29 protein-coding genes and 2 tRNA genes are annotated in these 26,532 nt (G+C 64.8%); 10 read left to right on the top strand and 21 right to left on the bottom strand.

Features of this window, described 5'->3' with window-relative positions; genetic code table 11:
• Nucleotide 1: 1 nt before the first annotated feature.
• From idsA3 to moaA, 18 genes are all read right to left on the bottom strand, one after another.
• Nucleotides 2-1,048, bottom strand: coding sequence for a geranylfarnesyl diphosphate synthase (idsA3, locus tag ACOZ4O_RS03680; RefSeq protein ID WP_424523962.1), 1,047 nt, complete (start codon nucleotides 1,046-1,048; stop codon nucleotides 2-4).
• The gene (locus ACOZ4O_RS03675; RefSeq protein WP_424523961.1) at nucleotides 1,045-2,391 is read right to left on the bottom strand and encodes an RNase J family beta-CASP ribonuclease; all 1,347 of its coding nucleotides are present in this window, start codon (nucleotides 2,389-2,391) and stop codon (nucleotides 1,045-1,047) included. Before ACOZ4O_RS03675 ends, idsA3 begins: the two co-directional genes overlap by 4 nt.
• A gap of 181 nt (nucleotides 2,392-2,572) precedes the next feature.
• Nucleotides 2,573-3,301 carry an isopentenyl phosphate kinase gene (locus tag ACOZ4O_RS03670; RefSeq protein ID WP_424523960.1) on the bottom strand — a complete coding sequence of 243 codons (729 nt, stop codon included), beginning with the start codon at nucleotides 3,299-3,301 and terminating at the stop codon, nucleotides 2,573-2,575.
• The gene (gene mvk, locus ACOZ4O_RS03665) at nucleotides 3,298-4,284 is read right to left on the bottom strand and encodes a mevalonate kinase (protein ID WP_424523959.1); all 987 of its coding nucleotides are present in this window, start codon (nucleotides 4,282-4,284) and stop codon (nucleotides 3,298-3,300) included. The genes ACOZ4O_RS03670 and mvk overlap by 4 nt, the downstream gene beginning before the upstream one ends.
• Before the next feature lie 98 nt (nucleotides 4,285-4,382).
• The gene (gene rpsB, locus ACOZ4O_RS03660) at nucleotides 4,383-5,129 is read right to left on the bottom strand and encodes a 30S ribosomal protein S2 (protein ID WP_424523958.1); all 747 of its coding nucleotides are present in this window, start codon (nucleotides 5,127-5,129) and stop codon (nucleotides 4,383-4,385) included.
• Nucleotides 5,126-6,331 (bottom strand): phosphopyruvate hydratase, encoded by a 1,206-nt coding sequence (eno, locus tag ACOZ4O_RS03655; protein ID WP_424523957.1) that lies wholly within the window; start codon nucleotides 6,329-6,331, stop codon nucleotides 5,126-5,128. The genes rpsB and eno overlap by 4 nt, the downstream gene beginning before the upstream one ends.
• Nucleotides 6,328-6,501 (bottom strand): DNA-directed RNA polymerase subunit K, encoded by a 174-nt coding sequence (locus ACOZ4O_RS03650; protein WP_424523956.1) that lies wholly within the window; start codon nucleotides 6,499-6,501, stop codon nucleotides 6,328-6,330. Before ACOZ4O_RS03650 ends, eno begins: the two co-directional genes overlap by 4 nt.
• Nucleotides 6,498-6,698: a DNA-directed RNA polymerase subunit N gene (locus ACOZ4O_RS03645; RefSeq protein WP_145846812.1), complete on the bottom strand. Its 201-nt coding sequence runs from the start codon at nucleotides 6,696-6,698 to the stop codon at nucleotides 6,498-6,500. The genes ACOZ4O_RS03650 and ACOZ4O_RS03645 overlap by 4 nt, the downstream gene beginning before the upstream one ends.
• A 12-nt stretch (nucleotides 6,699-6,710) precedes the next feature.
• Entirely contained in the window at nucleotides 6,711-7,109 is a 399-nt protein-coding gene (locus ACOZ4O_RS03640; RefSeq protein ID WP_424523955.1) for a 30S ribosomal protein S9, read from the bottom strand.
• Nucleotides 7,103-7,540 carry a 50S ribosomal protein L13 gene (locus tag ACOZ4O_RS03635; protein WP_424523954.1) on the bottom strand — a complete coding sequence of 146 codons (438 nt, stop codon included), beginning with the start codon at nucleotides 7,538-7,540 and terminating at the stop codon, nucleotides 7,103-7,105. Before ACOZ4O_RS03635 ends, ACOZ4O_RS03640 begins: the two co-directional genes overlap by 7 nt.
• On the bottom strand, nucleotides 7,537-7,890 hold the full coding sequence (locus tag ACOZ4O_RS03630) for a 50S ribosomal protein L18e (protein ID WP_227260179.1): 354 nt from the start codon (nucleotides 7,888-7,890) through the stop codon (nucleotides 7,537-7,539). Before ACOZ4O_RS03630 ends, ACOZ4O_RS03635 begins: the two co-directional genes overlap by 4 nt.
• A 30-nt stretch (nucleotides 7,891-7,920) precedes the next feature.
• Nucleotides 7,921-8,005 (bottom strand) — tRNA-Leu (locus ACOZ4O_RS03625).
• Between the two features lie 122 nt (nucleotides 8,006-8,127).
• Complete coding sequence (locus tag ACOZ4O_RS03620) at nucleotides 8,128-8,874, bottom strand: DNA-directed RNA polymerase subunit D (protein WP_424523953.1); 747 nt, start codon at nucleotides 8,872-8,874, stop codon at nucleotides 8,128-8,130.
• Between the two features lie 3 nt (nucleotides 8,875-8,877).
• Nucleotides 8,878-9,267 (bottom strand): 30S ribosomal protein S11, encoded by a 390-nt coding sequence (locus ACOZ4O_RS03615; RefSeq protein WP_424523952.1) that lies wholly within the window; start codon nucleotides 9,265-9,267, stop codon nucleotides 8,878-8,880.
• Between the two features lie 3 nt (nucleotides 9,268-9,270).
• Nucleotides 9,271-9,789 (bottom strand): 30S ribosomal protein S4, encoded by a 519-nt coding sequence (locus ACOZ4O_RS03610; protein ID WP_424523951.1) that lies wholly within the window; start codon nucleotides 9,787-9,789, stop codon nucleotides 9,271-9,273.
• Complete coding sequence (locus ACOZ4O_RS03605) at nucleotides 9,789-10,307, bottom strand: 30S ribosomal protein S13 (RefSeq protein ID WP_424523950.1); 519 nt, start codon at nucleotides 10,305-10,307, stop codon at nucleotides 9,789-9,791. Before ACOZ4O_RS03605 ends, ACOZ4O_RS03610 begins: the two co-directional genes overlap by 1 nt.
• A 34-nt stretch (nucleotides 10,308-10,341) precedes the next feature.
• Nucleotides 10,342-10,424 (bottom strand) — tRNA-Ser (locus tag ACOZ4O_RS03600).
• 120 nt (nucleotides 10,425-10,544) lie between these two features.
• Nucleotides 10,545-11,504 (bottom strand): GTP 3',8-cyclase MoaA, encoded by a 960-nt coding sequence (gene moaA / locus ACOZ4O_RS03595; RefSeq protein ID WP_424523949.1) that lies wholly within the window; start codon nucleotides 11,502-11,504, stop codon nucleotides 10,545-10,547.
• Nucleotides 11,505-11,624: 120 nt separating this feature from the next.
• Here moaA and ACOZ4O_RS03590 point away from each other — a divergent pair, with 120 nt between their 5' ends.
• On the top strand, nucleotides 11,625-12,647 hold the full coding sequence (locus tag ACOZ4O_RS03590) for an Mrp/NBP35 family ATP-binding protein (protein WP_424523948.1): 1,023 nt from the start codon (nucleotides 11,625-11,627) through the stop codon (nucleotides 12,645-12,647).
• A gap of 6 nt (nucleotides 12,648-12,653) precedes the next feature.
• A complete protein-coding gene (locus ACOZ4O_RS03585; protein WP_424523947.1) occupies nucleotides 12,654-12,860 on the top strand; it encodes a hypothetical protein in 207 nt (68 codons plus the stop codon).
• On the opposite strand, the gene ACOZ4O_RS03580 is transcribed toward ACOZ4O_RS03585, so the two are convergent.
• Both ACOZ4O_RS03580 and ACOZ4O_RS03575 read right to left on the bottom strand, forming a co-directional pair.
• Complete coding sequence (locus ACOZ4O_RS03580; RefSeq protein WP_424523946.1) at nucleotides 12,857-13,744, bottom strand: hypothetical protein; 888 nt, start codon at nucleotides 13,742-13,744, stop codon at nucleotides 12,857-12,859. The two genes, ACOZ4O_RS03585 and ACOZ4O_RS03580, sit on opposite strands and share 4 nt — an antisense overlap.
• A gap of 34 nt (nucleotides 13,745-13,778) precedes the next feature.
• Nucleotides 13,779-17,057: a PKD domain-containing protein gene (locus ACOZ4O_RS03575; protein WP_424523945.1), complete on the bottom strand. Its 3,279-nt coding sequence runs from the start codon at nucleotides 17,055-17,057 to the stop codon at nucleotides 13,779-13,781.
• A gap of 224 nt (nucleotides 17,058-17,281) precedes the next feature.
• Here ACOZ4O_RS03575 and ACOZ4O_RS03570 point away from each other — a divergent pair, with 224 nt between their 5' ends.
• From ACOZ4O_RS03570 to lrpA1, 3 genes are read left to right on the top strand one after another with little or no spacing between them, the layout of a single operon-like run.
• Nucleotides 17,282-19,174 carry a 2-oxoacid:acceptor oxidoreductase subunit alpha gene (locus ACOZ4O_RS03570; protein ID WP_424523944.1) on the top strand — a complete coding sequence of 631 codons (1,893 nt, stop codon included), beginning with the start codon at nucleotides 17,282-17,284 and terminating at the stop codon, nucleotides 19,172-19,174.
• Nucleotides 19,175-19,176: 2 nt separating this feature from the next.
• A complete protein-coding gene (locus tag ACOZ4O_RS03565) occupies nucleotides 19,177-20,112 on the top strand; it encodes a thiamine pyrophosphate-dependent enzyme (protein WP_424523943.1) in 936 nt (311 codons plus the stop codon).
• Nucleotides 20,113-20,161: 49 nt separating this feature from the next.
• Nucleotides 20,162-20,590 (top strand): HTH-type transcriptional regulator LrpA1, encoded by a 429-nt coding sequence (lrpA1, locus tag ACOZ4O_RS03560; RefSeq protein WP_424523942.1) that lies wholly within the window; start codon nucleotides 20,162-20,164, stop codon nucleotides 20,588-20,590.
• Here lrpA1 and ACOZ4O_RS03555 read toward each other — a convergent pair.
• Entirely contained in the window at nucleotides 20,583-21,728 is a 1,146-nt protein-coding gene (locus ACOZ4O_RS03555; protein WP_424523941.1) for a pyridoxal phosphate-dependent aminotransferase, read from the bottom strand. The two genes, lrpA1 and ACOZ4O_RS03555, sit on opposite strands and share 8 nt — an antisense overlap.
• A 100-nt stretch (nucleotides 21,729-21,828) precedes the next feature.
• On the opposite strand from ACOZ4O_RS03555, the gene ACOZ4O_RS03550 reads away from it, so the two are divergent.
• The 5 genes from ACOZ4O_RS03550 (at nucleotide 21,829) to ACOZ4O_RS03530 (ending at nucleotide 26,437) form a co-directional block, all read left to right on the top strand.
• A complete protein-coding gene (locus tag ACOZ4O_RS03550) occupies nucleotides 21,829-22,308 on the top strand; it encodes an SRPBCC family protein (protein WP_424523940.1) in 480 nt (159 codons plus the stop codon).
• Nucleotides 22,309-22,339: 31 nt separating this feature from the next.
• Nucleotides 22,340-22,897: an NAD(P)/FAD-dependent oxidoreductase gene (locus ACOZ4O_RS03545; RefSeq protein ID WP_424523939.1), complete on the top strand. Its 558-nt coding sequence runs from the start codon at nucleotides 22,340-22,342 to the stop codon at nucleotides 22,895-22,897.
• A 72-nt stretch (nucleotides 22,898-22,969) separates the two neighbouring features.
• Entirely contained in the window at nucleotides 22,970-23,887 is a 918-nt protein-coding gene (locus ACOZ4O_RS03540; RefSeq protein WP_424523938.1) for a DMT family transporter, read from the top strand.
• A gap of 160 nt (nucleotides 23,888-24,047) precedes the next feature.
• Nucleotides 24,048-26,006 (top strand): 3-hydroxyacyl-CoA dehydrogenase/enoyl-CoA hydratase family protein, encoded by a 1,959-nt coding sequence (locus tag ACOZ4O_RS03535; protein WP_424523937.1) that lies wholly within the window; start codon nucleotides 24,048-24,050, stop codon nucleotides 26,004-26,006.
• Nucleotides 26,003-26,437 carry a PaaI family thioesterase gene (locus ACOZ4O_RS03530; RefSeq protein WP_424523936.1) on the top strand — a complete coding sequence of 145 codons (435 nt, stop codon included), beginning with the start codon at nucleotides 26,003-26,005 and terminating at the stop codon, nucleotides 26,435-26,437. Before ACOZ4O_RS03535 ends, ACOZ4O_RS03530 begins: the two co-directional genes overlap by 4 nt.
• Nucleotides 26,438-26,532: the final 95 nt, after the last annotated feature.

Raw genomic sequence — 26,532 nt, 5'->3', positions numbered from 1 at the left:
GTTAGTAGCCCCGTTCGATGAGGTAGTCTGCGAGGTCGTCGAGGGTGTCGTGGGCGTCGTTGTCGGGGAGGACGCTGAGGTGGTCTTTACCTTCCTGGACGAGGTCTTCGGCGAGTTCGCGGGCGAACTGGATGCTGCCGGCGTCCTGGAGGGTTTCGACTGCGTCGTCGATTTCGGCTTCGGTGACGTTCTCGGGGTTGTCGGCGTCGACGAGGTTGTCGACGTCGACGCCTTGGTCGCGCGCGTGGAGGGTGATGACGGTGCGTTTGCCTTCGACGAGGTCGCTGCCGCGTTGTTTTCCGAGTTCCTCGCTGGGGACGGTGAGGTCGAGGACGTCGTCCTGTATTTGGAAGGCTTGGCCGATGGCGCGCCCGTATTCGTAGAGCGCGTCGATGGTGTCTTGGTCCGCGCCGAGCACGATTCCGGGGACGGAGGCGGCGGCGGCGTAGAGGACGGCGGTCTTCAGTTCGACCATGTCGAGGTACTCCTCGATGGTGACGTCCGGCCGGGTTTCGAAGTCCACGTCGTACGCTTGGCCTTCACAGATGTGGGTGCATGTGCACGCGAGCGTTCGGAGGGCGTCGAGGCCGCGTTCCGGCGGCGCGTCGGTGCGTAGCATGATTTCGAACGCCTTCGAGTAGAGGGTGTCCCCGGCGAGTATCGCGGTCTCCGTGTCGTACTCGCGGTGGACGGCGGGGACGCCCCGTCGGAGGTCGTCGTCGTCCATGATGTCGTCGTGGATGAGCGTGAACGACTGGATGACCTCGATGGAGACGGCGGCCGCCATCAGGTCAACCACGCCGTCGTTCAGCGACGGGAACGCCTGGTAGTCCTCGCTGAGCGGTTCGACGTCGAGTAACGCCTCGCCGACGAGCATCGAGACGGTCGGGCGGAGGCGTTTCCCGCCGGCTTCGAGCAGGTAGCGCGAGGCCTCGTACAGTCGCTCGGGTTCCGCCATCGGGAGTTCCTCGTCGATGGCGTCGTTCACTTGCTCCCGGCGGTCCTCGATGGCCGCGAGCACCGTTTCCTCACGCGCTTCTTGCGTCATTCTACGAGCTGAATGATGTTGCCGTTGTCGCTCAGGTGGAGATCACGCCCGATCTCGTACCCCTCGCTCTTCGCGAGTTTCGCGTACTTCCCGAAGTGTTCGAGGTCGTGGTGCGCGGGGATGACGTGCTGGGGCTGGAGAGCGTTCAACATCTCGTAGTGGCCTTCCTCGCGGAGGTGGCCGGAGACGTGGATGTCGTCGTAGATGCGTGCGCCCTGCATCCGCAGGAGCTGTTCGGACTGGTAGCGCTGGCCTTCGTTCGTCGGCTCCGGAATCACGCGCGCGGAGAAGATGACCTTGTCCCCGCTCTCGATGTCGTAGGGAGTCTCGCCGCGCCCCATCCGGGTGAGCATCGCGCGCGGTTCGCCCTGGTGGCCCGTGACGATGGGGAGGAAGTTCTCCTTGCCCTCGTTCATGATGCGCTTGAACGCGCGGTCCACGCTCTTTCGATGGCCGAACATTCCGAGGTTGTCCGGGAAGTTCACGCGACCCATGCGTTCCGCCGTTCCGGAGTAGCGCTCCATCGACCGACCGAGAAGAATCGGCTCGCGGCCGATCTCCTGGGCGAACTCGATGATGCTGGACACGCGCGAGACGTGGCTGGAGAACGTCGTGGCGACGATGCCGCCGTCGTAGTCCTCCATGCTGTGGATGGTGTCCTGGAGTTCGCGGCGCGCGACGGACTCGCTCGCGGTCCGGCCTTTCCGGCCCGCGTTCGTCGTGTCCTCGATGTACGCGAGCACGCCCTCGCCCTCGCGACCGATCTCGCGGAACCGCTTCATGTCGATGGGGTCTTCGAGGACGGGGTCGTGGTCGAGGCGCTTGTCGAGGCCGTAGACGACCGCGCCCTCCGGCGTGTGGAGGACGGGGTTGATGGCGTCGATGATGGAGTGCGTGACGTGCACGAACTCGAGCTCGCAGCGCTCGCCGATCGGCATCGTCTCGCCCGCTTCCATCTCCACGAGGTCGTTCTCGACGCCGAACTTCTGCTCGCTCTCGATCTCGTCCTTCACGAGTTCGAGCGTGAACGGCGACGCGACGATGGGCGCGTTGTAGCGGTGCGCGAGCTTGCTGAGCGCGCCGATGTGGTCGAGGTGGCCGTGCGTCGGCACGATGGCCTGCACGTCGCCCTCGAGGTCGCTCATGACGCGGTCGTCCGGAATCGCGCCCATGTCGATGAGGTCGAGGCTGTGCATCCGTTCGGTCTCGACGTTGTCGTGAATCAGGACCTGCGAGAGGTTGAGGCCCATGTCGAAGACAACGACGTCGTCACCCGCTCGGACGGCAGTCATCTGCCGACCGACTTCTTCGTATCCGCCGATTGTTGCAATCTCGATTTCCATTGTTGATCACTGAGAGCCCGAAGGCTCTATGAAACCCCCGCCGGAGTGGCGGCCGCGGGTCGCGGCGTCTTACGGCCGTCGTCCCGCCGCCGGTATCCGTCCGGCGGGACGCTTCTTGCCCAATGGTACGATTCCCGGTATTAAAAGTAGCAGGGTCTCGCGGGACGGCCGAGCCGCGTCGCTACCCGCGGACCGTGGTTCCCGCGTCCTCGCCGCGCAGGAAGTCCGCGAGGTCGCGCGGTCCGAACACGGACGCCGGCGCGCCGAGCGCGAGGAGTTCCCTGACTTTCCCCGCCATACCGCCGGTCACGTCAGTGCTCTCGCTCTCGCCGAGCACGCCCGCGACCTCGTCGTACGCGGTTATGTCGCGAATCACGTCGCCGTCGTCGTCGAGCACGCCGGGGACGGTCGAGCAGAGGCCGACGCGGTCCGCGCCCAACTGCTCGGCGAGCGCCGCGACGACTTCGTCGCCGCTGAGGATGGTCGCGCCCGCGCCCGCCTCCGCGACCACGTCCCCGTGCAGGACTGGCGTAAACCCTTCCGTGAGCATCGTCTCGACCTGATTCGTGTAGACGTCCAGGTCGCCGTCGCGGCGCGCGGCGGAGAACGGCCGGACGGGCACGCCGGGGACGCCCGCGTCGTCGAGGTAGTCGAGCACGGCCTTGTTCAGGCGCGCCATCGAGTCGTGAATCTCCCGCACGGCGCGCGCGTCGTGCGTGCCCTCGGTCGTCGAGACGTCGTGTTCGTTCGCGTAGTAGTGTCCGAAACTCCCCGCGCCGTGCACGACGACGAGGTCCTCGACTTCGGCCTGCCCGAGGACGCCGGCGAGTCGCGCGAGCGAATCGAGGTCGACCGTCTCCCGTTCGTCCTTCTCCGTGATGACGCTCCCGCCGAGTTTGAGGACGATCATTCGACGCGCACCCCGTTCTGGGCGAGCTCCGCGCGGAACGCGCGCGTGCAGTCCGGCGTCAGCGACAGCGCGGTCTTCGTGCCGTTCTCGTCGTCCAGCGCGACGATGCAGCCGCCGCCGCCCGCGCCCGTGAGTTTCGCGCCGAGCGCGCCGCCGTCACGGGCCGCCCACACCATGTTGTCGAGCGACCGACCGGACACGCCGAGCGCAGCGAGGAGGCCGTGATTGAAGTTCATCAGGCGACCGAGTTCCGCGAGGTCGCCGTCGGTGAGCGCGTCCTCGCCCTGTCGGACGAGGTCGCCGATGGCCGCGACGGTGTCGTCGGCGAAGTCGTACTCCTCCTTGAGTGCTCGAACCCCGGAGACGAGTTCGCCGGTGTCGTGGCTCGTGCCGTCGTACCCGACGACGAACGGGAGGTCGGGCGTGTCGAGCGTCCGACAGTCTCCGCCCTCGACGCGGACCGCGCCGCCCATCGCCGAGCAGAACGTGTCCGCGCGGGACGCCTGCCCCGCCTGCACGTCGTACTCCACCTGGTAGGCGCGTTCCGCGACTTCACGCGCGTCGAGGTCGCAGCCCAGCTCGGTCGTCGCCGCGGCGATGCCCGCGACCGCGACCGCCGCCGACGACCCCAGGCCGGCGCCGAGCGGAATGTCGCTCTCGATCTCTACGTTGAACCCCGCCTCCGGCGCGTCAGCGGCGTCCCGCGCCTGCTCCACCGCGGCGTCCACGTACCCGAACGCCGCCTCGATGAGCGGCGTCGGCACGTCCACGTCCGGCCGCTCGTCGCTCGACCCGCTGTACTCCACGGTGAACCCGTCGAGCGAGAGGTCGTCCGCGCTCACCCGGAGACGGTCGTCCTCCCGGGCTTCGACCGTGACCGACGCCCGGCGCTCGATAGCGCACGGAACCGCCGGCTCCCCGTAGACGACGGCGTGCTCCCCGAACAAGTAGACCTTGCCGGGAGCGCTCGCAGTAGTCGACATACCCGAGAGTCCGGGCGACCGAGTGAAAGACCGTTCGGTTCGGGCTCCCGGCGCTGTCGCTCCCCGAGCGAGAAACACGACAGAAACGAAAAACCCCGCTAGAGTCCGCTCTCGAAGTCTTCGAGCGCGTACGCCGGCTCCGCGCCGCGGCGGTCGAGCGTCTCGTTCGCGAGCAACCAGTAGACGACGCTGAGGGCGCGACGGCCCTTGTTGTTCGTCGGGACGACGAGGTCGACGTTGCTGGTCTGGTTGTTCGAGTCACACATGGCGATGACGGGAATGCCGACCGTGATGGCTTCCTTCACCGCCTGCGCGTCACCGATCGGGTCGGTGACGACGAGCACGTCAGGCTCGATGTAGCCGTCGTACTGGGGATTCGTGAGCGTTCCCGGGATGAAGCGACCCGTTCGGGCGCGCGCGCCGACCGCTTCCGCGAACTTCTCCGCGGGGAACCGGCCGTACTGGCGGCTGGAGGTCACGAGGACCTGCTCAGGGTCGTAGTTCGCGAGGAAGTCCGCGGCCGTGCGGATGCGCTCGTCGGTCTTCGCGACGTCGAGCACGTACAGGCCGTCGGTGCGGACGCGGTGGATGAACCGGTCCATGTCCTCGGTCTTCTGCTGGGTTCCGATGTGGACCCCAGCGCCGAGGTAATCCTCGACGGGAATGAGGAGGTCGGCTTCGGCGTCGCTCATGACGTCCTCCGCCGACTCCGTCGGTTCTGCGGCCGCAGCGTCCTCGGCGGCGTCCTCGGCGGCGGCCTCGGCGGCCTCCTCCTCGGACGCGGCGTCGGCCGCGTCGGCCTCGGTCGATTCTTCGGATTCGAGTTCTTCTTCGTTCTCGCTCATAGGGCTTCGTCCGCGATGCGGATGAGTTCGTTCAGTTTAGCGGTTCGCTCGCCGCCCACGGTCCCCGTCTTGATGAACGGGGCGTCCGCGGCGACGGCGAGGTGTGCGATGGTCGCGTCCTCCGTCTCGCCGCTCCGATGCGACACGACGGGCGTGTAGCTGGATTCGACGGCGAGTTCGATGGCGTCGAACGCGTCACTGAGGGTGCCGATCTGGTTCGGCTTCACGAGGATGCTGTTCGCCGCATCCCGCTCGATTCCCTCCTGGAGACGGTCCGTGTTCGTGACGAACAGGTCGTCACCACAGACGAGCGTTCGGTCGCCCACGCGGTCCGTGAGGTCCGCGAACGCCTCGTAGTCGTCCTCGTCGAGCGGGTCCTCGACGTACACGAGACCGTACTCGTCGACGAGGTCGGCGATGTACTCGACCTGCTCCTCGGTGGAGCGAGTCGTGTCACCGTACACGTACGCGTCCTCGTCGGCGTCGTAGAGTTCCGCGCCGGCCACGTCGAGTCCGAACTCGATGTCGAACCCGAACGCGTCCTCGACCTCCTCTGTGGCTTCCGCCATCAGCTCGAACGCCTCGGCGTCACTGATGCTGGGCGCCCACGCGCCCTCGTCGCCCTTCGCCGCGGGCGTCCCGCGGTCTTCGAGGAGCTCCCCCACCGTCTCGTGGACGGCGGCGTTCGCGAACACGGCGTCCCGAACGTTCGGTGCGCCGACGGGTGCCGCGAGGAACTCCTGAATGTGGGTGGCGTCCGCGGCGTGCTCGCCGCCGCCGATGACGTTCCCGAGCGGAACCGGATAGTTCCGGCCGCGGAACGCGCCGCCGAGATGCTGGTAGAGCGGCGCGCCGATGACGTCGGCACCGGCCTTCGCCGCCGCCATACTGATAGCGACCGCGGAGTTCGCGCCGATGGTGGAGAAGTCGTCGGTACCGTCCGCCGCGTGCAAGGCCTGGTCGACCTCGCGCTGGTCGGCGGCGAACGCTCGTCCTTCGAGCCGGGGAACCGCGTGCTCGCGGGCCGCGGCCACGGCTTCCTCAGCCGGAAGCTCGATAGCCTCGTACTCGCCAGTGCTCGCGCCCGACGGCGCCGCCGCGCGCCCGTGCCCACCGCTCTCGGTGTACACGTCCGCCTCGACGGTCGGATTCCCTCGGGAGTCGAGCACCGTCCGCAGTCGAACCGACTCGATTCGCGTCATTGCTCTCTCCGAACCGTGAACGGCAGCACGTCCGCGTCGTACTCCTCGGCCGCGATGAGGATAGGCTCCGTCTGGTCAGTGTCGACGAGCACGGGCGCCCCATAGGACACCTGCAGCGCTCGCGCACCGATGATTCGGGCCTTCTCGTAGCGGTTGAACTCCCCTCTCATTGGTAGGGGCTCACGACGTCCACGAGGTCTTGGTGGCTGACGAACATCCGCCGGCAGCAGTAGCGGTCGAGCCCGAGGTCGTCTAGGACTTCCTCGGGGTCCTCGTCACCCTCCTTGGAGGCGGCTCGCGCCTTGAACTCCTCCCAGTGTTCGCCGATGACTTTACCGCAACTGAAACACCGGACTGGTACCATCATGGTTTGTATACCTCAGCGGTAGGACTTCTGGTAGCGCGCCCGAGCGCCCGGGCCGCCCCACTTCTTGGACTCGCGCTGCCGCACGTCGTTCACGAGGAGCGACCGGTCGAACTCCATGAACGCATCGCGGAGTTCGGCGTCGTTCCGGAACTCCACGATGCCGCGCGCGATGGCGGTGCGGACGGCGTCAGCCTGTCCGGCGAACCCGCCGCCGTTCACGGTCACGTCCACGTCGATGTCGTCGCGGAGGTCGTCGCCTGCGATGCGGAACGGCTCCAGCATCTTCAGGCGCGCGGCCTCGGGTTCGACGAGCTCGACGGGCGTGGAGTTGATTCGCACACGACCCTCGCCGTCGCTCACGGTCGCCCGTGCGACGGCGGTCTTCTTCTTTCCGCTCGTGTTGGTTACCATGTGACGTTAGCACCGAGTTCTTCGGACACTTCTGCGAGAGTGACGAACTTGATGTTCGACAGACGGTCGAGCGAGGTGCCGTCGAGCACTTCGCCCTCTTCGTCGGTGTGGTTGCCGACGTAGATACGGACGTTCTCGAACGCCTCGCGACCGCGGTCCTGTTTGTAGGGAAGCATCCCGCGCACCGCGCGCTTGAAGATGCCGTCCGGGCGCTTCGGGTAGTAGGGACCCGAGTCAGACCCGAGTTCCGCTCGCTTCCGGTAGGTCGCGAACGTCGACTCCTTGTTTCCAGTGATGACTGCCTCCTCGGCGTTCACCACGGCGACGGACTTCCCGTCGAGCGCGAGCTCCGAGACGTTCGAAGCGACGCGACCCACGATGCAGTCGCCGGCGTCGACGACGATGTCTGCGTCGAATTCTGCGAGACTCATCGAATCACCCGGACGTTCGACCCTTCGGGGTTCTGCTGGACTGCCTGTTCTAGCTGGACGGTTTCGCCGTTCGCGTGCTCGATCTTCGTCTCTGCGCTGCCGGAGAAATCGACAGCGGCGACCGTGACGGATTTCTGGAGCACGCCGGACCCGAGCACTTTGCCGGGCACGACGACTGTTTCGTCCTCGTTCGCGTACCGTTCGATGCGACTCAGGTTCACCTCTGCGTGCGTCCGGCGCGGCTTCTGCAGCCGTTCCGCGACGTCGCCCCAGACGTCCGCGCCCTCGTCGCGAGAGACGGACTTCAGCTCGGCGATGAGACTGCTGAGTCGTGGACTCGTCTTACTCATAGTTCTGACTGTGTGTAGTTAGGAGTGGAGTGCAGGGAGCAGGATTTGAACCTGCGAACCTCTACAGGACAGCGCCCTGAACGCTGCGCCTTTGGCCAAACTTGGCTATCCCTGCACGCCCGTTGAGAAGGCGTATCTCCACGTTGGCCCCCGGCCTTCATACCGATTTCGGTCCGGCGGAGCGACTGCTCCGTTCGGACGCGAACGCCGGTAGTGTTGGTCGGGGAGATCATTTTGTTATAGTTGGACTGCCTGTTCGAGTTCGTCCGCGCGCGCACTCAGGGAGTCCACGGCGCGGAGCACCAGTTCGTCGACGGGCATCGAACCGTCGGACTCGACGTGGAAGACGAACGCCCCCGGCACGTCGTGGAGTTCGACCTCCTTCCCCTCGTATCGCTGGGTGAGGTCGTGGTCGAACTCCTCCGTCGGGACGAGTTCGCCGTCGTCCTCGATGACGCCCCGAACGATGTCGGGTTCGTCCTCTGCGTATTCGTCCGCGTCACCGACGACTTCGACGCGCTGGAGGTGGCGGTAGCCGACACCCACGCCGCCCTGATGTTTGGCGTGGTTGCGGCCCCGGCCGAGCACGGCGTCCGCTTCGAGTTCCAGCCGCTGATCCTCCTTCAGTTCGATGATGGGGACGTTCTTGTCCGCGGGTTCGACCTGCGGGTCGTCGGAGACGAGGTCGCCCGAGTAGGCGACCCCGGGACCCTCGACGTCGAGCGCGAGCGTGACGCCCTCGCCCTCCTCGAACTCGCTCTCGGGTGTCGTGAGCGGCACGAGACCCAGTCGGAGCGCGAGCTGTTCGTCGAACATCACGCTCGAGTTCTCGACGAACCGAACGCTGTCGATGGAGAGCGTCGGGACGTCCGCGATGATCGCCCGACGGATGCCGTTCGCGAACGCGGGCGTCGCGTTCCGAACGAGGAAGCGGGATTCCCGGTCGCCGTGGTCGATGAATTCGACGTCGAAGTCAGTTGCCATGTGTTAGAAGCCCGAGTTCTTGGGGGGTCGCGTCCCGTCGTGCGGGATGGGCGTGACGTCCTCGATGCGGCCGATTTCGATACCGGCACGGGCGAGCGCGCGAATCGTTGCCTGCGCACCCGGGCCCGGGTTCTGCTGGAGGTTGCCGCCGGGGCCGCGCACGCGAACGTGCACGCCCTCGATGCCCTGTTCTTTCACGTCCTCTGCGATCTTCTCCGCCATCTGCATCGCCGCGTACGGCGATGCCTCGTCCCGGTTCTGCTTCACGACCGCGCCACCGCTCGACTTCGCGAGCGTCTCCGCTCCCGTCTCGTCGGTGATGGTGAGGATCGTGTTGTTGAACGAGGCGTGCACGTGGGCGATGCCCCATTTGTCGTCTGTTTGTTCAGCCATTGGTTATTCCTGATTGTCCGCTCGCGCGGGGTGAAGCTCGTCCGTGAGCGGGCTGGTTTCGTCGAACTCGATGGCGTCCTCCGCCGCGACCTCGACCTTGTGCGACGGCGCGGTGACGCGGTGGCCGTCGAGCGTGACGTGGCCGTGCGTGATGAACTGTCGCGCCTGCTTGGGCGTGTTCGCGATGCCCTTGCGGTACGCGACCGTCTGAAGGCGGCGTTCGAGAACGTCCGTCACGTCGAGCGACAGGACGGAGTCGAGTTCGTCCGTCTCGCTGAGGACGCCGATGCGCTTCAGGCGAGCGAGGAATTCCTCGCCCTCCCGCTCCTCCTGGTTCGTGGTTCCGAGGAGGTCACGCGCCTCGCGGCGGTACGAACGCAGTTCGGACTGCGCACGCCAGAGCTCTTCCTTGTTCTTCAGGCCGTAGCGGCCGAGGAGGTCGGACTCCTCGGCGATACGTTCGCCCTGATAGGGGTGGTTCGGCGTCTCGTAGAACTTGGTGTTCTCACCGGGAAGCGCCATTATTCACCACCCTCCGCGGCTGCTTCTTCTTCGGCTTCTTCGCGGAGCTCCTCGACGTTCACGCCGATGGTGCCCTCGGTACGACCGGTGGACTTGGTGCGCTGTCCGCGGACCTTCTGTCCGCGCTCGTGGCGCACGCCCTTGTAGGACCGAATCATCCGCATCCGGTTGACGTCCTGATTCCGCGTCAGTTCGACGTCGTTGCCGGTGATGTGTTCGGTCTCGCCGGTGTAGAAGTCGTTACGTCGGTTCGTCAGCCAGTCGGGAACCTCGTCAGCGAAGCCCTCGACGGACTCGACGACGGCTTCGATCTCGTCGTCGTCGAGTCGGCCGAACGTTGCCGAGCGGTCGACGCCGGAGTTGTCGGCGACGATCCGCGCGGTGCGTCGACCGAGACCGCCGAGTTCGGCGAGGGCGCGCTCGACGGTCTTGGTGCCGTCGAGGTCCGTCTGACCGATGCGGACGAAGTACTGAAGTTCCTCGTCTTCGTCCGGTTCTTGTTGGTCTTCTGCACTCATAGTTTGATTTCGTGGGTGTTCGTTGCGGTTGAGGCGTCGTGGCGGGGATTTGAACCCCGGAGGCTTACGCCACAGAGTTAGCAACCCTGCGCCTTGACCAGGCTAGGCTACCACGACCCGTTCTCGTGTGTACTGTCGCCCTTCCGGACTCGGGACCCGACGCCCCTACAGTGACTGCATCAGTAACGAACCACCGCCCTTACTTAAACATCACGAACCGCCGTCATCCGGCGAACGTCACGCTGTCACGTACTTCTCGTTGACTTCCCAGCCGCCGTCGCCGTCCCGAACCATGTACTCGCCGTAGAACGGCACGCGCTCGTCCACCGTCCGCTCGAACACCTCCCGAATCTCGGGCTTCGTCATTTCTCCCATCGACTTCAGGTCGTCGTTGCGGTTCAGACAACCCTTGAGGTAGCCCTCGTGCGTGACGCGCACGCGGTGGCAGTTCGCGCAGAAGTTCGCGTTCCCGACCGGGTCGACGATTTCCACCATTCCGTCGTTCACCCAGTAGCGCTTCCGGTCGTGCATCTCGCGGTGTTCGACCTCGTCCGCCTGGTCTTCGAGCCAGTCGTGGACGCGGTCGATATCCACCGCCCACTCGGGCTTCCCGACGAGTTCCGGCATGAACTCGATGAGCTGGAGCTGGAGTCCGGAGTTCTCCGCGACGTGCTCGACCATCCCCGGGACGTAGCCCGCCGTCTTCTCGAAGACGACCATGTTGAGCTTCACGGGGTCCAGCCCGGCATCGAGCGCGGCGTCGACGCCCTCCAGCACGCGGTCGTACGCGCCGGACTGCGTGACGTGCTTGAACTGCTCTCTGTCGAGTGCGTCCTGACTAACGTTCACGCGTTCCAGTCCGGCGTCCACGAGGTCCTCGGCGCGCCCGGGGAGGAACGTGCCGTTCGTCGTCATCGACACCTCCATCGAGTCCGGGGTTCGCCGAATGATGTCTTCGAGGTCGTCCCGAAGCATCGGCTCGCCGCCCGTGAACTTCACCGAATCGACGTCGTATTCTTCTACTACTTCGAGGAAGCGCACGACGTCGTCCGCGCTCATCTCGTGGTCGCGCGCGTCCATCGGTCCCCGCGTGTCCCCCAGCCCCTCGTTGTGGCAGTAGACGCAGTCGAAGTTGCAGCGGTCCGTCAGGGAAACGCGAACCCCCGTGACCTCCCGCCCGAACGAGTCCTCTCGCATACCTCTATGTGGCGGCCGGACGTGTATAAAATCGTGGGTAGAAGCGCGTTTACGTAACTAGAATCGGTTACACCCGCCGGTACGCAATCCTTATCCACGCCACACCACCTATTCCGCGCCATGACTCCCGAGGACGTACGCGACATCCTCCGCACCGTCGAGGACCCCGACCTCGGCGCCGACATCGTCTCGCTCAACCTCGTCAACGACATCCGCGTCGAGGGCGACACCGCCAGCGTCTCTCTCGCGCTCGGCGCGCCCTACGCCCCCACCGAAACCGCCATCGCGAACCGCGTCCGCGAGGCGCTCCGCGACGAAGCCCTCACTCCCGACATCTCCGCGCACACCGAGACCGACAGCTCCGTCCTCCCCGGCGTCAAGAACGTCATCGCCATCGCCTCCGGGAAAGGCGGCGTCGGCAAGAGCACCGTCTCCGTCAACGTCGCCGCCGGCCTCGCCGACCGCGGCGCCCGTGTCGGCCTGTTCGACGCCGACATCTACGGCCCGAACGTCCCCCGCATGGTCGACGCCGACGACCACCCGAAAGCCACTCAGGACGACACCATCGTCCCTCCCGAGAAGTACGGGATGAAACTCATGAGCATGGCGTTCATGGTCGGCGACGACGACCCCGTCATCTGGCGCGGCCCGATGGTCCACAAGGTCATCACCCAGCTCGTCGAGGACGTCGAATGGGGCAACCTCGACTACCTCGTCGTCGACCTCCCACCGGGCACCGGCGACACCCAACTCACGATGCTTCAAACCGTCCCCCTCACCGGCGCAGTCGTCGTCACCACCCCCCAGAACGTCGCCATCGACGACGCCCGCAAAGGCCTCCGCATGTTCGGCAAACACGACACGCCCGTCCTCGGCATCGCCGAAAACATGAGCACGTTCACGTGCCCCGACTGCGGCAACCAACACGACATCTTCGGCAGCGGCGGCGGTGAAACCTTCGCCGACGAGAACGACCTCCCCTTCCTCGGCTCCCTGCCGCTCGACCCCCGCGTCCGCGAAGGCGGCGACGGCGGCCAACCAATCGTCCTCGACCATGACAGCGAAACCGGTGACGCCTTCCGGGACCTCGCCGGCAACGTCGCCAACATGACCGGCATCCTCAATCGCCGCAGCCTCCAGTAACCACCCATGCCAACCGACGACGAGAAACGCGAGGTTCTTCGAGACGTCGCCGCCGACCTCCGCGACCAGAACGACGAAGGCGAGAAAATAGCCGCCCTTCTCCAGCGAGTCAGCGACCTCTACGACGAAGACGAGGACACCAGCCCACAAGAGATCTACCTCAACATGCGGAACATCCTTCAAGTGAGCGAACAGGGCGGCCTCGACCGCTAACGCCGCCACCACAGCACGCTACCAATCAGCACCAATCCGAGACCGCCTGCCACAATCCACTGCACGCCCGCCGGCACACTCCCGGACTCCGCCCCACTCGAATACGAGTACCCTCCATTTGGACCATCGAGACTGAACGGCTCGTACGTCTCCCGCGCGTACTCCGTCTCCGACGCGGCGGACCCACTGAACTCCACCTGCGCCAACGCGCCCTCCGTCTCGTTCGGCTTCCCCATGAACAACCGGATTTCTCCCCGGACATCAGACCCCACAGGCTCCAACAACTCCAACTTCACCGTCTCCGAAGTCCCCGGCAACGGGTTTGCCATACTGGACGTTGCGGATGTCTCTTGTGTGTGCGCAACGACGTGTGACACATATACATTTTCACTCGGGTTCTTGACAGTCACGTAGACGACTGTAGATTCGTTGCCGCGTGCAGTACCAGTATCGATAGTAATATTCGTTATTTTGGGAGTTGGCACACCGCCTGAGGATAATGTCGAATATTCTCCGCTGAAGTCGAACTGAGCGCTTCCACCGGCTGTTAAGAGGTGTACCGAGTGATTGTTCTGTTCCACATGGATTCCATCGGTTATGTTGTACTCCCGATAGTGAGTTGCTCCTGGCTGGAGTGAAAGTGAGTCACGACTGTACTCCCAGCCATCGACATCGAATGAGTATGTGGTGTTTAGTGTTCTTTCGGTAGGGTTTTCCACAGTCAATTGGAGGATTTTGGTTTTCTCGTCGAACGATACCGTGTACTCGGCGCCCGTGATCGAGTCGAATGTTTCTGTATTGGTCTGTATGGGGACCTGCGGTCCCTGAAACCCCATAGTCAGAATCGTCGCGGCGAGAACTACGAAAATATATTTTTTATTCATATCAATATAGGATTTTGTACTTAGAGTTAGTATTTTACTCTGCTGGTTCGTATCCAGCTACCGTTTTTGTTGTCGTATTTACCACGGTCTCGGGAGTGAACGTGCGAGACTCTTCGTTCACATACGGAATCATGAGTACTTGCCGAACTGTGAGCTTGGTCTTGCTGACTATCGACTCACTGGATGGTTCGTCGACCCACTCGGTCTGCGTACCGGTCTGTTTCCGCATCGTCCATTCGATAATCGGATTCGAGGCGCTGATTCGTCGCGTCGGATCGGTGGCGAACGACGCAGCGTCGAGCACGTTGCTCGTCGTCCCTGCGGTGACCCACTCGTACGTCGCGGCGCTGGTCTGGACTTGGCGAGTCGCCGTGTAGGTCGTCACTCGATCAACGTAGGTGCGTTCGTATCCGTAACGATACTCCGTGCCGTACCGAGCGTTCTGAACTTTCACGCGTGAGGTCTGTCCGGTGAATTCGTGGTCCCAGCTCCGTTTCGATAGGCCCCAGTACGTCTCGGTCTCCGTGGTCCAGTACGTGTACGAGAAGGTGGTCTGATACGGCTCCTGTACGGTCTTCCAGCGCGTCTCCGTGACGGTCGCCCAGTAGCACCCGAAGAAGTCGTTACACCGCCGGACCTGCTCCGTAACCTCGTACGGAACACGCCCTGACCGATATCGAGTCACGGTCTTCGTCCCGGTTCGCTCAACGCGACGATCGTACCGATACTGTCGATACGTCTTGTAATCCGCGTCGTCGATGAGCACCTGACGGGCATCTCCCGTGAACCATCCGTTCCCGGAACGTGAGTCACGCCACTCGTACTCCGTCACCGTTCGCTCCTCGCGAGTCGTCGACGACGAACTTTCCTTCCACCCCTCGTTCACCGAGAGAAACGCCTCAAGATACCCGCGCTGACTGAACGTCTTGTACCGCGTCTCGTACTGCGCAGGCTCGACCAGACGCCGCTCCTCCACAGTGTGCGATGTTCCGACCTGCTTTGACCCCCTGGTGGAGTACCCAGACCCAAGCAGCTCGTTCCTCTTTTGCTCGCTTTGCACTACCTGTGTCGTATACGTGGGATGTTCGACCAAGTACTCCGCGTCAATGACCGTCTCGTTTACGACTTCGGGCTGTCCATGTTCGACTATCGAAATACTCGGCAAGGGCTTCCGTACTACGTTCCAACCCCCACCGTTTTTGTTAAATAATTCTATCCAGAGGGTTTCCCCCTCAAATATTTCAACCGGGACTGAAATCGTGCCGTTAAACTGAACGCCTGTTCCTCTCCGTGGCCCACCGTAGACTAGACCATAGTTCTTCTGCCAAGAGATAACCTTCCCAGTATCCGGAACACGAATTCCTATTTCAAGATTCAGCTCGTACGTGTTCTTCGGTAGCATCGCGGCTATCGAAGAAACTCGGAACCGGACAGACTCGTTCAGGCGATACGGACCACTAGAAACTTCGGTAATCTCCTCAACTTCTGGAACGTATCCATCTAGAAAGTTGTATGTCTGGGTAGACTTCCCCCGGTTACCGTCTCGAACAACTAATGTAGATTGTTTAAGCGCTTCAGCTTTCGCTATTTCTGGCGAAAATTCCTCTACCGACACACTGCCTGTCCACTCGAATTCAAGCGGAGTATCGTCTGGGTCGAATGTTCTGCTAGCGTTGATAACTATTCCTCGCTGGTCAACGTTTCCGTTAACGCCCGCACTGTCGATTGTATACCTGATTACGGGATTACTGGGATACGCTTGGAACGACCGTTCGCTTTGCTCGGGAACAAGTTGCCCATTCCAACTGACGATGTGGGTTACCCGGCCGGTTTTCGGAGTCTCGGCTGCCCAGTAAGTGTGGACAGTGAGAATATCTGTCTGTCGGTTATAGGTTCGGATTTTCTCGTGGATATCTGTTGGTAGCTCTATGACACCTGTGATAGTTGGTTCGCCTATGAGCTTCACGTCGCTGGGTGTTGCGCCGTTGAGTGCGATTCTGGTGATGTGGTGGGCGGTGTAGTTCTCGGGTGGGAGGCGGTGGTCGTAGGCGGTTCTGTTGTGTTCGCGTTCGGTGAATTCGGCGGAGATGATTTCGGGTGGGCGGGGGGCGGAGATTGTTTTGGTTTTGCTGGTGGTTTGGTTTCGGGTGTCGGTGGCGGTGATTGTGATGGTGTGGTTGCCGGGTTTGAGCGTGGGTTGGCGGTAGGTGGTGCGGAGGGTGGTGTGGGTGTGTTTGATGTGGTCGAGGTCGGTGCGGGCGCGGTGGTGGATCTGGGTGCCGTCGATGCTGATGGTGAGGGTGTCGAGGTTGTCGAGTGCGTCGGTGGCGCTCGCGTCGATGGTGATTCCCGGGCCGGTCTGAATGTCATTAATCGTGATTGTGGGCGCGGGGTCGGCGATGACGGTGGTGGTGTTGTCCGGGAAGCGAACGGGTGTGTCGTCGCTGGTGGCAGTGATGTCGTGAATGCCGGGGTGAAGTGTGAGCGTCGCAGTTCGGCCGAGGTGGCGTCGACCGCCGTCGACGTGTATCGCTGTCGTCGCGTCGTCGCTGGCGTCGAGGACGCGATAGGTGCCGCGTAGTGGTTCGGTGCCGGTGAGGACTCGTGGGCCGTCGAGGACCAGGTCCGTGTCGGGTGATTGGTGCGTGGGTGCTGGGGTGGGATTCGTGGACGGGTCCGTGCTTCCGTTCGTCGCGGCGCCGTCGGTGATGACGCTCGTGCGTGTTCGCGCGGTCGCGTGTCGGTCGTCGGTGTCGGTGGCGCGAACGCGGACCGTGTGGTCGCCGGGCTGGTCGAAATAGTGGGTGAGCGTGTCGGTGCGCCGTCTCTCGTCAAGCGTGGTCGTTTGGACGCGGATGCCGTCGACGTACCAGACCAGTGTCGTGAGCGGGGCGATACCGGGCGCGGCAGCGGCGCGGTAGGTCGCGGCGTGGTCGGTTCGTGCGGCGTCCGGGCCGTCGAGCGTGACCGTCGGTGGGTCACCGGGTTCGACGGTGACGTAGAGAGTGTCGGTGGCGCTCGCGCCGTCGTCGTCGGTGACGCGGACGGTGACGGCGTAAGTGCCGGTCGCTCGCGGCGTGAACGAGGTGCGCGGACAGGTCGGGCAGTCTGGCGTGCGCGTCGTGCCGTTCGGGCGGCGTATCGTCCACTCGGTGGCGATGGGCTCGCCGTCGGGGTCGTGGGAGCCGGTGGCGTCGAGGTAGACCGGGGCGCCGCGCGTGGCGGTCTGGTCCAGGCCGGCTTCCGCGAGCGGGCGCTCGTTCCCGTCGGCGGCGACGACCGCCGGAAGAATGGCGATGAGGAGGACGACCACGATATATTTCCGCATTTCTAAACAATTATATTTACGATACTGTATTTGAACGTTCGCGTTCTCTGTCGTCGGACTACTATCACGATACTCCGGCGCTGTCGGCGCGGAGAGCGCTCGCCGCGCAGTTTTTCACGAACTTTCCCTGCCAATGGATAGCAAACGATTTAGTGAGTCGCGCCAAATTTTGCGACAAGGCCCAGACTGCAGGGGGCCAGAGATCTACTATGACTAACGACGAACTCATCTGGCGAATCGCGGGCGGTTCCGGTGACGGAATCGACTCGACGAGCCAGAACTTCGCGAAGGCGCTGATGCGCTCGGGCCTCAACGTCTTCACGCACCGGCACTATCCGTCGCGCATCCGTGGTGGCCACACCTACGTCGAGATTCGCGCGGCGGAAGAGAACGTCCGCTCCCGAGGGGACGGTTACAACTTCCTCCTCTCGCTCGGCGACTCCTTCGCCCGGAACCCGAAGGAGGGCGCGTACTACGGCGAGGAGGAGATCAAGCCCCTCTCCGAGAACCTGGACGAACTCCGCGAGGGCGGCGTTATCGTCTACGACTCCGGTCTCCTCGACACCGACGACATCGAGGACTTCGACAAGCGCGTCGAGGAGAACAACTGGCACGTCTACGATTTGGACCTCCGCGCGCTCGCGAAGGAACACGGCCGCGAGATCATGCGGAACACCGCGGGTGTCGGCGCGACCGCCGCGATTATCGGGTTCGAACTCGACTACATCGAGGAACTGATGGCGGACGCGATGGGCGGTGACATCCTCGACGCGAACATCGAGGTCCTCCGTGACGCCTACGAAACCGTGCAGGAAGAGTACGACGTGGACGCCCACGACGTGTCCGTGCCCCAGGGAGAACACGAGGAAGAGCAGGTGCTCGTCTCCGGAAGCCACGGTATCGCGTACGGCGCCCTCGACGAGGGCTGCCGGTTCATCTCCGGCTATCCGATGACGCCGTGGACGGACGTGTTCACCATCCTCACCCAGCTCATGCCCGACGTGGGCGGTATCAGCGAGCAGGTGGAGGACGAAATCGCGGCGGCGGCGCTCGCCGTGGGCGCGTCGCACGCGGGCGTGAAGGCGATGTCCGGTTCGTCCGGCGGCGGGTTCGCGCTCATGTCCGAGCCGCTCGGATTGGCCGAGATGACGGAGACACCGCTCGTGCTCGTCGAGTCGATGCGCGCCGGCCCCAGCACGGGAATGCCGACGAAGCCCGAGCAGGCCGACCTCGAGCACGTCCTCTACACGAGCCAGGGCGACAGCCACCGCGTGGTGTTCGCGCCCTCCGACCCGATCGAGTGCTACGAGCAGACCCGGAAGGCGTTCCAGGTCGCGTGGGAGTACCAGATTCCGGTGATGGTCATCTACGACCAGAAGCTCTCCGGCGAGTACCGGAACATCCCCGCCTCGTTCTTCGACCAGGACCCGAACCCCAGCCTCGGGTCGACGCTCACCGAGGACGAGATCGCGGAGGCCGCGCACGACGAGTTCGGGAAGTTCGAGCGGTTCCGCCACGACCCCGAGAACGGCGTGAGCCCGCGGTCGGTTCCCGGCCAGAAGGGCGGGCACTTCCTCGCGACGGGGAACGAGCACACGCCCGAGGGCCACATCAGCGAGGACCCCGACAATCGCGTGAACCAGATGAACCGCCGGCTCCGCAAGATGCGGTCGATTCGCGCGGACCTCGACGAAGACGAGCGTCAGGACGTGTACGGCGACGAGTCCGCCGACTTCGGTCTCGTCTCCTGGGGCAGTCAGACCGGGACGGTCGAGGAGGCCGTCGACCGCCTGAACGAGAACGGGTACTCGGTGAAAGCGCTCTCCATCTCGGAGATGGCGCCGTTCCCCGAGCGGAAGGTCCGTGACTTCCTCGACAGCGTCGACGAGGCGCTCGTCGTCGAGATGAGCACGACCGCGCAGTTCCTCGGTCACATCCAGAAGGAAACCGGCGGGTACGGCGAGATGCTCTCCAGTTTCCTCAAGTACAACGGGAACCCGTTCGAACCCGGCGAAATCGTGGAGGCCGCCGAGATCGAGATCGACGACCGGCTCGACGAACCATCCAGTCAGACGCGGCTCGAACCCGCGGCAGGTGACTAACAATGAGTGCATTCAGCGCAATCGGTAACGACCGCGAGGTCGACCAGAACGAATTCACGCCCGGTATCGAACCGCAGCCGACCTGGTGTCCGGGCTGTGGGGACTTCGGCGTCCTCAAAGCCCTGAAGGGTGCGATGGCGGAACTCGGGAAGGACCCCGAGGAAGTCCTGCTCTGCACCGGCATCGGTTGTTCGGGCAAACTGAACAGTTACTTCGACAGCTACGGCTTCCACACGATTCACGGTCGGTCGCTCCCGGTCGCGCGTGCGGCGAAGCTCGCGAACTCCGACCTCGAAGTCGTCGCCGCCGGTGGCGACGGTGACGGGTACGGTATCGGCGGGAACCACTTCATGCACACCGCCCGGGAGAACCACGACATGACCTACATCGTGTTCAACAACGAGGTCTTCGGGCTGACGAAGGGTCAGACGTCCCCGACGTCCCCGCAGGGTCACAAGTCGAAGACCCAGCCCGAGGGGAACGCGAAGGCCCCCATCCGCCCGCTCTCGCTCGGTCTCACGTCGGGCGCGTCCTACGTGGCGCGCACCGCCGCCGTGAACCCGAACCAGGCGAAGGAAATCCTCGTCGAGGCGATGCAGCACGACGGCTTCAGTCACGTCGACTTCCTCACGCAGTGCCCGACGTGGAACAAGGACGCGAAACAGTACGTCCCCTACGTGGACATCCAGGACTCGGACGACTACGACTTCGACGTGTCCGACCGTCGGGAGGCTCAGGAGATGATGCACGAGACCGAGGACGCCCTCTACGAGGGCACCGTGCTCACGGGCCGCTACTACGTGGAGGAGGGCCGTCGGTCCTACCAGCAGGAGAAGCGCCACCGCGGCTCGATGCCGGAGCAGCCGCTCGCGGAGCGGTACTTCGACGACGACGCCGAGTGGGAGCGGTCGTTCGACTACATCGACCGCCACAAGTAGCGTTTACTCCTTCGGAAGATATTTTTTCACGGACGCCAAAGAGATGGGCGTGAGTAGTGAATCGACCGAGGACCGCATCCTGTCGGCGCTCGAAGCGGACGCGCAAGCCTCGTACGCCGATATCGCCGAGGACGCCGGTGTCTCGAAGCCGACAGTCCGGAAGTACATCAACAAACTCGAAGACGAGGGCGTCATCGTCGGGTACTCGGCCGACGTTGACCCGAAGAAGCTCTCGGGACAGAGCATCGCGATGGTCGGTATCGACGTCGCGAGCGAACAGTACGTCGAGGCGACGCGCGCGCTGAAAGAACTGGAGAGCGTGCACGCGCTCTACACGTCGAGTGGCGACCACATGCTGATGGCGGAAGTCCGTGCCGCGGACGGCGACGAACTCGGCGCGGTCATCTCCGAGGAAATTCTGGAGATAGACGGCGTCACCGCCGCCCACCCTTCGTTCCTGCAGGAGCGCCTCAAATAGCGGTCTGCGTCAGGAGTTCGTCGAGGCGGGAGACGGCTTCTTCGAGGTCGCTCGTACTCGTCGCGTAGGACGCCCTGAGCGTGTCGTCCGCGCCGTCGCCGAAGTCGGGGCCGGGCGTCATCGCGACGCCGGCTTCTTCGAGGAACACGTCCGCGACTTCGAACGCGTCACCGGGCAGATGGCTCACGTCCAGTAGGAGGTAGTACGCGCCGCCGGGCGTGTACCCCATCGACAGCCCGAGGTCGTCCGCCGCGTCGACGAGGAAGTCGCGGCGCTCCCGGTAGGTGTCTCGGATGTCGTCGAGCCAGCCGTCGCCCATGCGGAGCGCGGCTTCCGCGCCGTCCTGCACGTGGTTCGGCGCACAGATGACGATGTTCTGCGCGAGCCGATTCAGGGTCTCCACGAGGTCCGGCGGCGCGACCATCCAGCCGAGCCGCCAGCCCGTCATCCCGTAGCGCTTCGACACGCCGTCGAGCACGATGGCGTCCTCGGTGTATTCGAGGACGGAGTGCTCGTCCTCGTCGTAGGTGAGGCCATGATAGACCTCGTCGGAGACGAGGCGCGTGTCGGTTCGGCGCGCGCGCTCCGCGATGGCCTCCAAACTCTCCCCGCTCATCACGGCACCCGTGGGATTGCTCGGGGAGTTCACGAGCGCCGCCGCGGTGTCGCGCGTGATGGCGGACCGGAACGCGTCCACGTCCGGAGCGAACCCCGCGTCGGGGTCGAGCGGGACCGTCGAAATCTGTCCGCCGGCCTGCCGGACGAAGTTCGGGTAGCACGCGTAGTACGGGTCGGTGAGCACGACCTCCTCACCGGGGTCCACGACGGTGAGCATGGAGAGGAGGAGCGCCGGCGACGACCCGGGCGTGACGATGATTCGGTCCGCGGGCACGTCGACGCCGTACCGGCGGTCGTAGTAGTCGCTGATGGCGTCCCGCAGGCTCTGCTTTCCGCGGCTCGACGTGTACTCCGTCGGGCCGTCCCGGAGCGCCGCTGCCGCTGCCTCGATTGCCGCCGCAGGGGGTTCGAAGTCGGGTTCGCCCACTTCCATGTGGACGACACCCTCCATTTCGCTGGCACGTTCGAGGACTGACATCGCTGTGAACGGTGTCGTGCGAGTCGCACGCTCCGAGGGCATACTCTCCCGAAAGTCCCTGTGGTACATAAGCGTGCTTCCTGTCGCTAGCACTTGCCACGGACGCCGGGAGCGTTTAGGCGTCCGCGTCCGCACTCGAGGTATGGCGACATACGAGCGCGAGGTGCACGTCGACGCGCCGCTCGACGACGTCTGGGCGTTTCACTCCCGCGTCGCGGGTCTCGAAGAACTGACGCCTCCGTGGGCCGGCCTCCGAATCGAGTCGGTCGTCGGCCCCGACGGCGCGCCCGACCCCGACGTGCTCTCCGTCGACTCTCGCATCGACATGTCCGTCGGCCCGCCGTTCCTCCCGGGGCCCCGGCAGTCCTGGACGTCCGTCATCACCGAGCGCGAGGAGCGCGACGGGTTCGCGTACTTCGTCGACGAGATGGACGGCGGTCCCTTCGCGTCCTGGCGGCACACCCACCTGTTCTACGCCGAGTCTGAGTCGCGAACGCTCATTCGGGACCGCGTCGCGTACGAACTCCCGTTCGGCGCGCCCGCCGCGCTCGGCCGACCCGGCCTCGACATGATGTTCCGCGCACGGCATCGACGAACCCGCGAGCACTTCTCCGGCCTGTAGGTTTATGCAGCCCGCGACCCGATTTTAATCTATGACTGATGTGATTGTCGTCGGCGGTGGCGCGGCAGGGCTGAGCGCGGGACTGTTCACCGCGAAGAACGACCTCGACACGACGGTGTTCGACACGGACGGGACGTGGCTCCACAAGGCCCACCTGTTCAACTACCTCGGCATCCGCTCTATCGACGGAAGCGTCTTCCACGAGCGCGCACGCAAGCACGCGAGCGACGACCACGGCGCGGAACTCCACGACGACGAGGAGGTCGAGTCCGTCACGAAGAAAGACGACGGCCGCTTCCACGTCGTCACCGGTGAGGACGAGTACGAGTCCGACTACCTCGTGCTCGCCACGGGCGCGAACCGCGACCTCGCGGAGGAACTCGGCGCGGACTTTGAGGACGACGTGGTGGACGTGGGCGTCGACATGGAGACGAGCGTCGAGAACGCGTACGCGACCGGCGCGATGGTGCGCGACCAGGAGTGGCAGGCAGTCATCTCCGCGGGCGACGGCGCGGCCGCCGCGCTCGACATCCTCTCGAAGGAGGAGGGCGAGCACTTCCACGACTTCGACGTGCCCGACGACGTCTAAGACGCACGTTTCAGCGTTCGACCGCTGTCGCTAAACGCAATTCACTTCTTCGGCGCGTCTCGTTATCGGGTAGTGGCGTTCTTCGACAGACTGGCGGCGCGCACGAACCCGCTGGCGGCGCTCGCCGTCGCGGTGGTCGCCGTCTCGACGAGCGCGATTCTCGTGGAGGCGTCGAGCGCGCCGAGCCTCGTGAAAGCGTTCTACCGCGTGCTTTTCACGACCGCGTGCATCCTCCCGTTCGCGCGCGGGAACGGCGACACCGTGCGGTCGCTCGGCCGGCGGGACGCGGTGATTGCGGTCGTCTCCGGGGTGGCGCTCGCGCTGCACTTCGCGGCGTGGTTCGAGAGCCTGAACTGGACGAGTGTCGCCGCGTCCGTCACGCTCGTGCAGACGCAGCCGCTGTTCGTCGCGCTCGGCGCGGCCGTCCTGCTCGGCGAGCGCCTCACCTGCCGGATGCTCGCCGGCATCCTCGTCGCCGTCGCGGGCGCGGCCGTGATGGCGCTCGGCGAACCCGTCCTCGGCGGCGCGAGCGTCCTCGGGGCCTTCCTCGGGTCCGGCGCGCTCTACGGAGATCTGCTCGCCGTCGCGGGCGCGCTCGCGGCGTCCGTCTACGTGCTCGCCGGCCGGTCGCTCCGCCAGCGCATCCCGCTCGTCCCGTACACGCTCGTCGTCTACGCCGTCTGCACGCTCACGCTCCTCGCGTTCGTGCTCGCCGCCGGCCACTCGCTGTTCGCGTATCCGACCGGCGAGTGGGTGCTGTTCGCGGCGATGGCGCTCGGGCCCGGACTGTTCGGGCACACGGTCGTGAACTGGGCGCTCGAACACGTCGAATCGAGCGTCGTCTCCGTCAGCCTCCTCGGCGAACCGGTCGGCAGCACGCTGCTGGCGCTCCTCGTCTTCACCGAAGTCCCGGGCGTCGCCACGCTCGTCGGCGGCGCGGTGGTGCTCGCGGGCATCACCGCGACCGCGCGAGCGCGACAGCGCGACTAGCCCGTTCGCGAGGACTTCTCTCTCGAAACCAACCCAACCAATTACCGAAACTTCCCGAGAACACACGAGAACCTAGTTTCGTACAGTTCAACGTTGCGTGTGTTTACAGCGATAACGGTCTGTCGGTGGTTTAATGGGCGAGCGCGCCGACCATCCGCGTATGGACGTAGACGACATCGAAACGGTCGCAGTCATCGGTTCCGGGAACATGGGCCACGGCATCACGGAAGTCGTGGCGATGGCCGGCTACGAGGTCACGATGCGGGACATCGAGGCCGACATCGTGCAGGACGGCTACGAGTCCATCGAGTGGAGTCTCGACAAGCTCGACGAGAACGACCGCCTCGACGAGTCTCCCGAGACGATTCTCGACCGCATCAGCACCGAGGTCGACCTCGAAACCGCGGTCGCGGGCGCGGACATCGTCATCGAGGCCGTGCCCGAGCAGATGGAACTCAAGAAGGACGTGTTCGGCGACCTCGACGACTACGCCGAGGACGGCGCGATTCTCGCGTCCAACACGTCCAGCCTCTCCATCACCGAAATCGCGTCCGCGACTGACCGCCCCGAGGACGTGGTCGGCATGCACTTCTTTAACCCGCCCGTGAAGATGGACCTCGTCGAGGTCATCTACGGCGCGGAGACCGACGACGACATCGCACAGGCGACCTACGACTTCGTCGAAGACGTCGACAAAACGCCGATTTTCGTGCGGAAGGACGTGAACGGCTTCGTCGTGAACAGCGTTCTCGGGCCGTTCGGCGAGGAGGCCGCGTGGATGGCGTCCGAAGATCTGGCGAGCATCGAGGAGATCGACGCCGCGATGGTCTATCTGCGGGGCTACCCGATGGGGCCGTTCGAACTCGGCGACCTCACCGGCATCGACGTGGGCTACCACGTGCGCAAGGAGGCCGGCAAGGAGATTCCGCCCCTCATGGAATCCAAGGTCGAGGCCGAGGAACTCGGCCGGAAGACCGGCGCGGGCTACTACCGTTACGACGACGGCGAGGGCGTCTCCTACGAGCAGGGCCAGGGCGAGGACGTCGACACGCTCCGCATCGAGGCGCGGATGGTGAACGAGGCGGCGAAGCTCATCGGGAACGACGTGGCGACCCCCGACGCCATCGACACCGGGATGAAACTCGGCGCGGGCTTCCCCGAGGGCATCTGCGTGCGCGGCGACAAACTCGGCCTCGACACCGTGCTCGCGAAGCTCGAAGAGCTCCACGAGGAGTACGGCGCGGACCGCTACGAGCCCGCGGACTACCTCATCGAACTCGTGGAGGACGGGAAGATTGGGAAGGACGCCGGTGAGGGATTCTACGAGTACAACACGGGCAGCGGCCCCGGCGACTACAACACCATCAACTGGGAGCTCACGGACGACGGCCTGCTCGAGGTCGAACTCGACCGCCCCGAGCGGATGAACGCGCTCAGCAACGATCTGATGGACGCCGTCGTCGACCTCCTCGAATCCATCGACACCGACGAGGTTCGCGCGGTGTCCTTCGAGGGCGCAGGCGACCGCGCGTTCAGCGCCGGCGCAGACGTTACCGGATTCGCGGACATCGAGCCCGCGAAGCGCGCGGAACCCACGGAAGTCTTTCAGGTCGTGGACGAGTTCCCGCGGCCGACCATCGCGAAGATCGACGGCTACTGTCTCGGCGGCGGGTTCGAACTCGCGCTCGCCTGCGACCTCCGCGTCGCAACCGAGGACTCGACGTTCGGCTTCCCCGAAATCAACCTCGGTCTGCTCCCGGGCGGCGGCGGCACGCAGCGCGCGCTCCGCATGATCGGCGAGGCGCGCGCGAAGGAACTCGTGTTCCGCGGCGAACACATCTCCGGCGAGCGTGCTGAGAACTGGGGGCTCATCAATCGCGCCGTCCCCGCCGACGAGTACGACGACACGTGCGCGGACTTCCTCGACGACCTCGTCTCCGGGCCGCCGCTCGCGCTCCAGCACGCAAAGCGCGTGATGAACGAGGGAGCGGACGAGGACCTCGACGCCGGTCTCCAGATGGAGAGTCAGGCGTTCGCGCTCCTCCTCACCACGCAGGACGCCCGCGAGGGAACGGCGGCGTTCCAGGAGGACCGCGAACCCGAGTTCACGGGCGAATGAAGACCGCGTCCGGCCTCGGGTTCGAGGAGTTCGTCGGCGACCACGGCTACCTCTCGTGGCTGGGCGTCGAGTTCGACGAGGTCGCGGAGGGTCGCGTCGTCATGCGCGTCCCCTACGACGAGAAACTGATGAACCCCGCGACGGAGGACTCGGGCGGGTCGGTGCACGGCGGTATCGCCGCGACGCTCGTGGACACGGCGAGCGCGTTCGCGCTCCGCACCACCTTCGACGACCCGAGCGACACGTCGCTCAGCACCACCGACCTCGACGTGAAGTACCTCCGGCCCGCCACCAGCGACCTCGTCGCCGAAGCGGAGGTCGTGCGCGCCGGCGGCTCGATGGGCGTCACCGATGTCACGGTCAGAAGCGAGTACGAGGGCGAGATGGTGGACGTGGCGGTCGGCGCGACCTCCTACCGGCTCTTCCGGTAGGGCGTCTGACGGCCGTGTGACGGTGGGTTTTTGCCCGTACTCGCCCTCCGTACACGTGTCTCGTGCGGGCGTCGGCTTCCGATTCGGGGAGTCTC

The organism is Salarchaeum japonicum (assembly GCF_049705945.1).
GTDB lineage: Archaea > Halobacteriota > Halobacteria > Halobacteriales > Halobacteriaceae > Salarchaeum > Salarchaeum japonicum_A.
The sequence above is the reverse complement of the archived record's forward strand: the minus strand, read 5'-3'. Positions and strand labels throughout refer to the sequence as shown.

Excerpts from the sequence above, each read along its gene's own strand:
- idsA3 (WP_424523962.1), bottom strand. The coding sequence starts at position 1,048 with ATGACGCAAGAAGCGCGTGAGGAAACGGTGCTCGCGGCCATCGAGGAC.
- ACOZ4O_RS03675 (WP_424523961.1), bottom strand. The coding sequence starts at position 2,391 with ATGGAAATCGAGATTGCAACAATCGGCGGATACGAAGAAGTCGGTCGG.
- ACOZ4O_RS03670 (WP_424523960.1), bottom strand. The coding sequence starts at position 3,301 with ATGATCGTCCTCAAACTCGGCGGGAGCGTCATCACGGAGAAGGACGAA.
- mvk (WP_424523959.1), bottom strand. The coding sequence starts at position 4,284 with ATGTCGACTACTGCGAGCGCTCCCGGCAAGGTCTACTTGTTCGGGGAG.
- rpsB (WP_424523958.1), bottom strand. The coding sequence starts at position 5,129 with ATGAGCGAGAACGAAGAAGAACTCGAATCCGAAGAATCGACCGAGGCC.
- eno (WP_424523957.1), bottom strand. The coding sequence starts at position 6,331 with ATGACGCGAATCGAGTCGGTTCGACTGCGGACGGTGCTCGACTCCCGA.
- ACOZ4O_RS03650 (WP_424523956.1), bottom strand. The coding sequence starts at position 6,501 with ATGAGAGGGGAGTTCAACCGCTACGAGAAGGCCCGAATCATCGGTGCG.
- ACOZ4O_RS03645 (WP_145846812.1), bottom strand. The coding sequence starts at position 6,698 with ATGATGGTACCAGTCCGGTGTTTCAGTTGCGGTAAAGTCATCGGCGAA.
- ACOZ4O_RS03640 (WP_424523955.1), bottom strand. The coding sequence starts at position 7,109 with ATGGTAACCAACACGAGCGGAAAGAAGAAGACCGCCGTCGCACGGGCG.
- ACOZ4O_RS03635 (WP_424523954.1), bottom strand. The coding sequence starts at position 7,540 with ATGAGTCTCGCAGAATTCGACGCAGACATCGTCGTCGACGCCGGCGAC.
- ACOZ4O_RS03630 (WP_227260179.1), bottom strand. The coding sequence starts at position 7,890 with ATGAGTAAGACGAGTCCACGACTCAGCAGTCTCATCGCCGAGCTGAAG.
- ACOZ4O_RS03620 (WP_424523953.1), bottom strand. The coding sequence starts at position 8,874 with ATGGCAACTGACTTCGACGTCGAATTCATCGACCACGGCGACCGGGAA.
- ACOZ4O_RS03615 (WP_424523952.1), bottom strand. The coding sequence starts at position 9,267 with ATGGCTGAACAAACAGACGACAAATGGGGCATCGCCCACGTGCACGCC.
- ACOZ4O_RS03610 (WP_424523951.1), bottom strand. The coding sequence starts at position 9,789 with ATGGCGCTTCCCGGTGAGAACACCAAGTTCTACGAGACGCCGAACCAC.
- ACOZ4O_RS03605 (WP_424523950.1), bottom strand. The coding sequence starts at position 10,307 with ATGAGTGCAGAAGACCAACAAGAACCGGACGAAGACGAGGAACTTCAG.
- moaA (WP_424523949.1), bottom strand. The coding sequence starts at position 11,504 with ATGCGAGAGGACTCGTTCGGGCGGGAGGTCACGGGGGTTCGCGTTTCC.
- ACOZ4O_RS03590 (WP_424523948.1), top strand. The coding sequence starts at position 11,625 with ATGACTCCCGAGGACGTACGCGACATCCTCCGCACCGTCGAGGACCCC.
- ACOZ4O_RS03585 (WP_424523947.1), top strand. The coding sequence starts at position 12,654 with ATGCCAACCGACGACGAGAAACGCGAGGTTCTTCGAGACGTCGCCGCC.
- ACOZ4O_RS03580 (WP_424523946.1), bottom strand. The coding sequence starts at position 13,744 with ATGAATAAAAAATATATTTTCGTAGTTCTCGCCGCGACGATTCTGACT.
- ACOZ4O_RS03570 (WP_424523944.1), top strand. The coding sequence starts at position 17,282 with ATGACTAACGACGAACTCATCTGGCGAATCGCGGGCGGTTCCGGTGAC.
- ACOZ4O_RS03565 (WP_424523943.1), top strand. The coding sequence starts at position 19,177 with ATGAGTGCATTCAGCGCAATCGGTAACGACCGCGAGGTCGACCAGAAC.
- ACOZ4O_RS03555 (WP_424523941.1), bottom strand. The coding sequence starts at position 21,728 with ATGCCCTCGGAGCGTGCGACTCGCACGACACCGTTCACAGCGATGTCA.
- ACOZ4O_RS03550 (WP_424523940.1), top strand. The coding sequence starts at position 21,829 with ATGGCGACATACGAGCGCGAGGTGCACGTCGACGCGCCGCTCGACGAC.
- ACOZ4O_RS03545 (WP_424523939.1), top strand. The coding sequence starts at position 22,340 with ATGACTGATGTGATTGTCGTCGGCGGTGGCGCGGCAGGGCTGAGCGCG.
- ACOZ4O_RS03535 (WP_424523937.1), top strand. The coding sequence starts at position 24,048 with ATGGACGTAGACGACATCGAAACGGTCGCAGTCATCGGTTCCGGGAAC.
- ACOZ4O_RS03530 (WP_424523936.1), top strand. The coding sequence starts at position 26,003 with ATGAAGACCGCGTCCGGCCTCGGGTTCGAGGAGTTCGTCGGCGACCAC.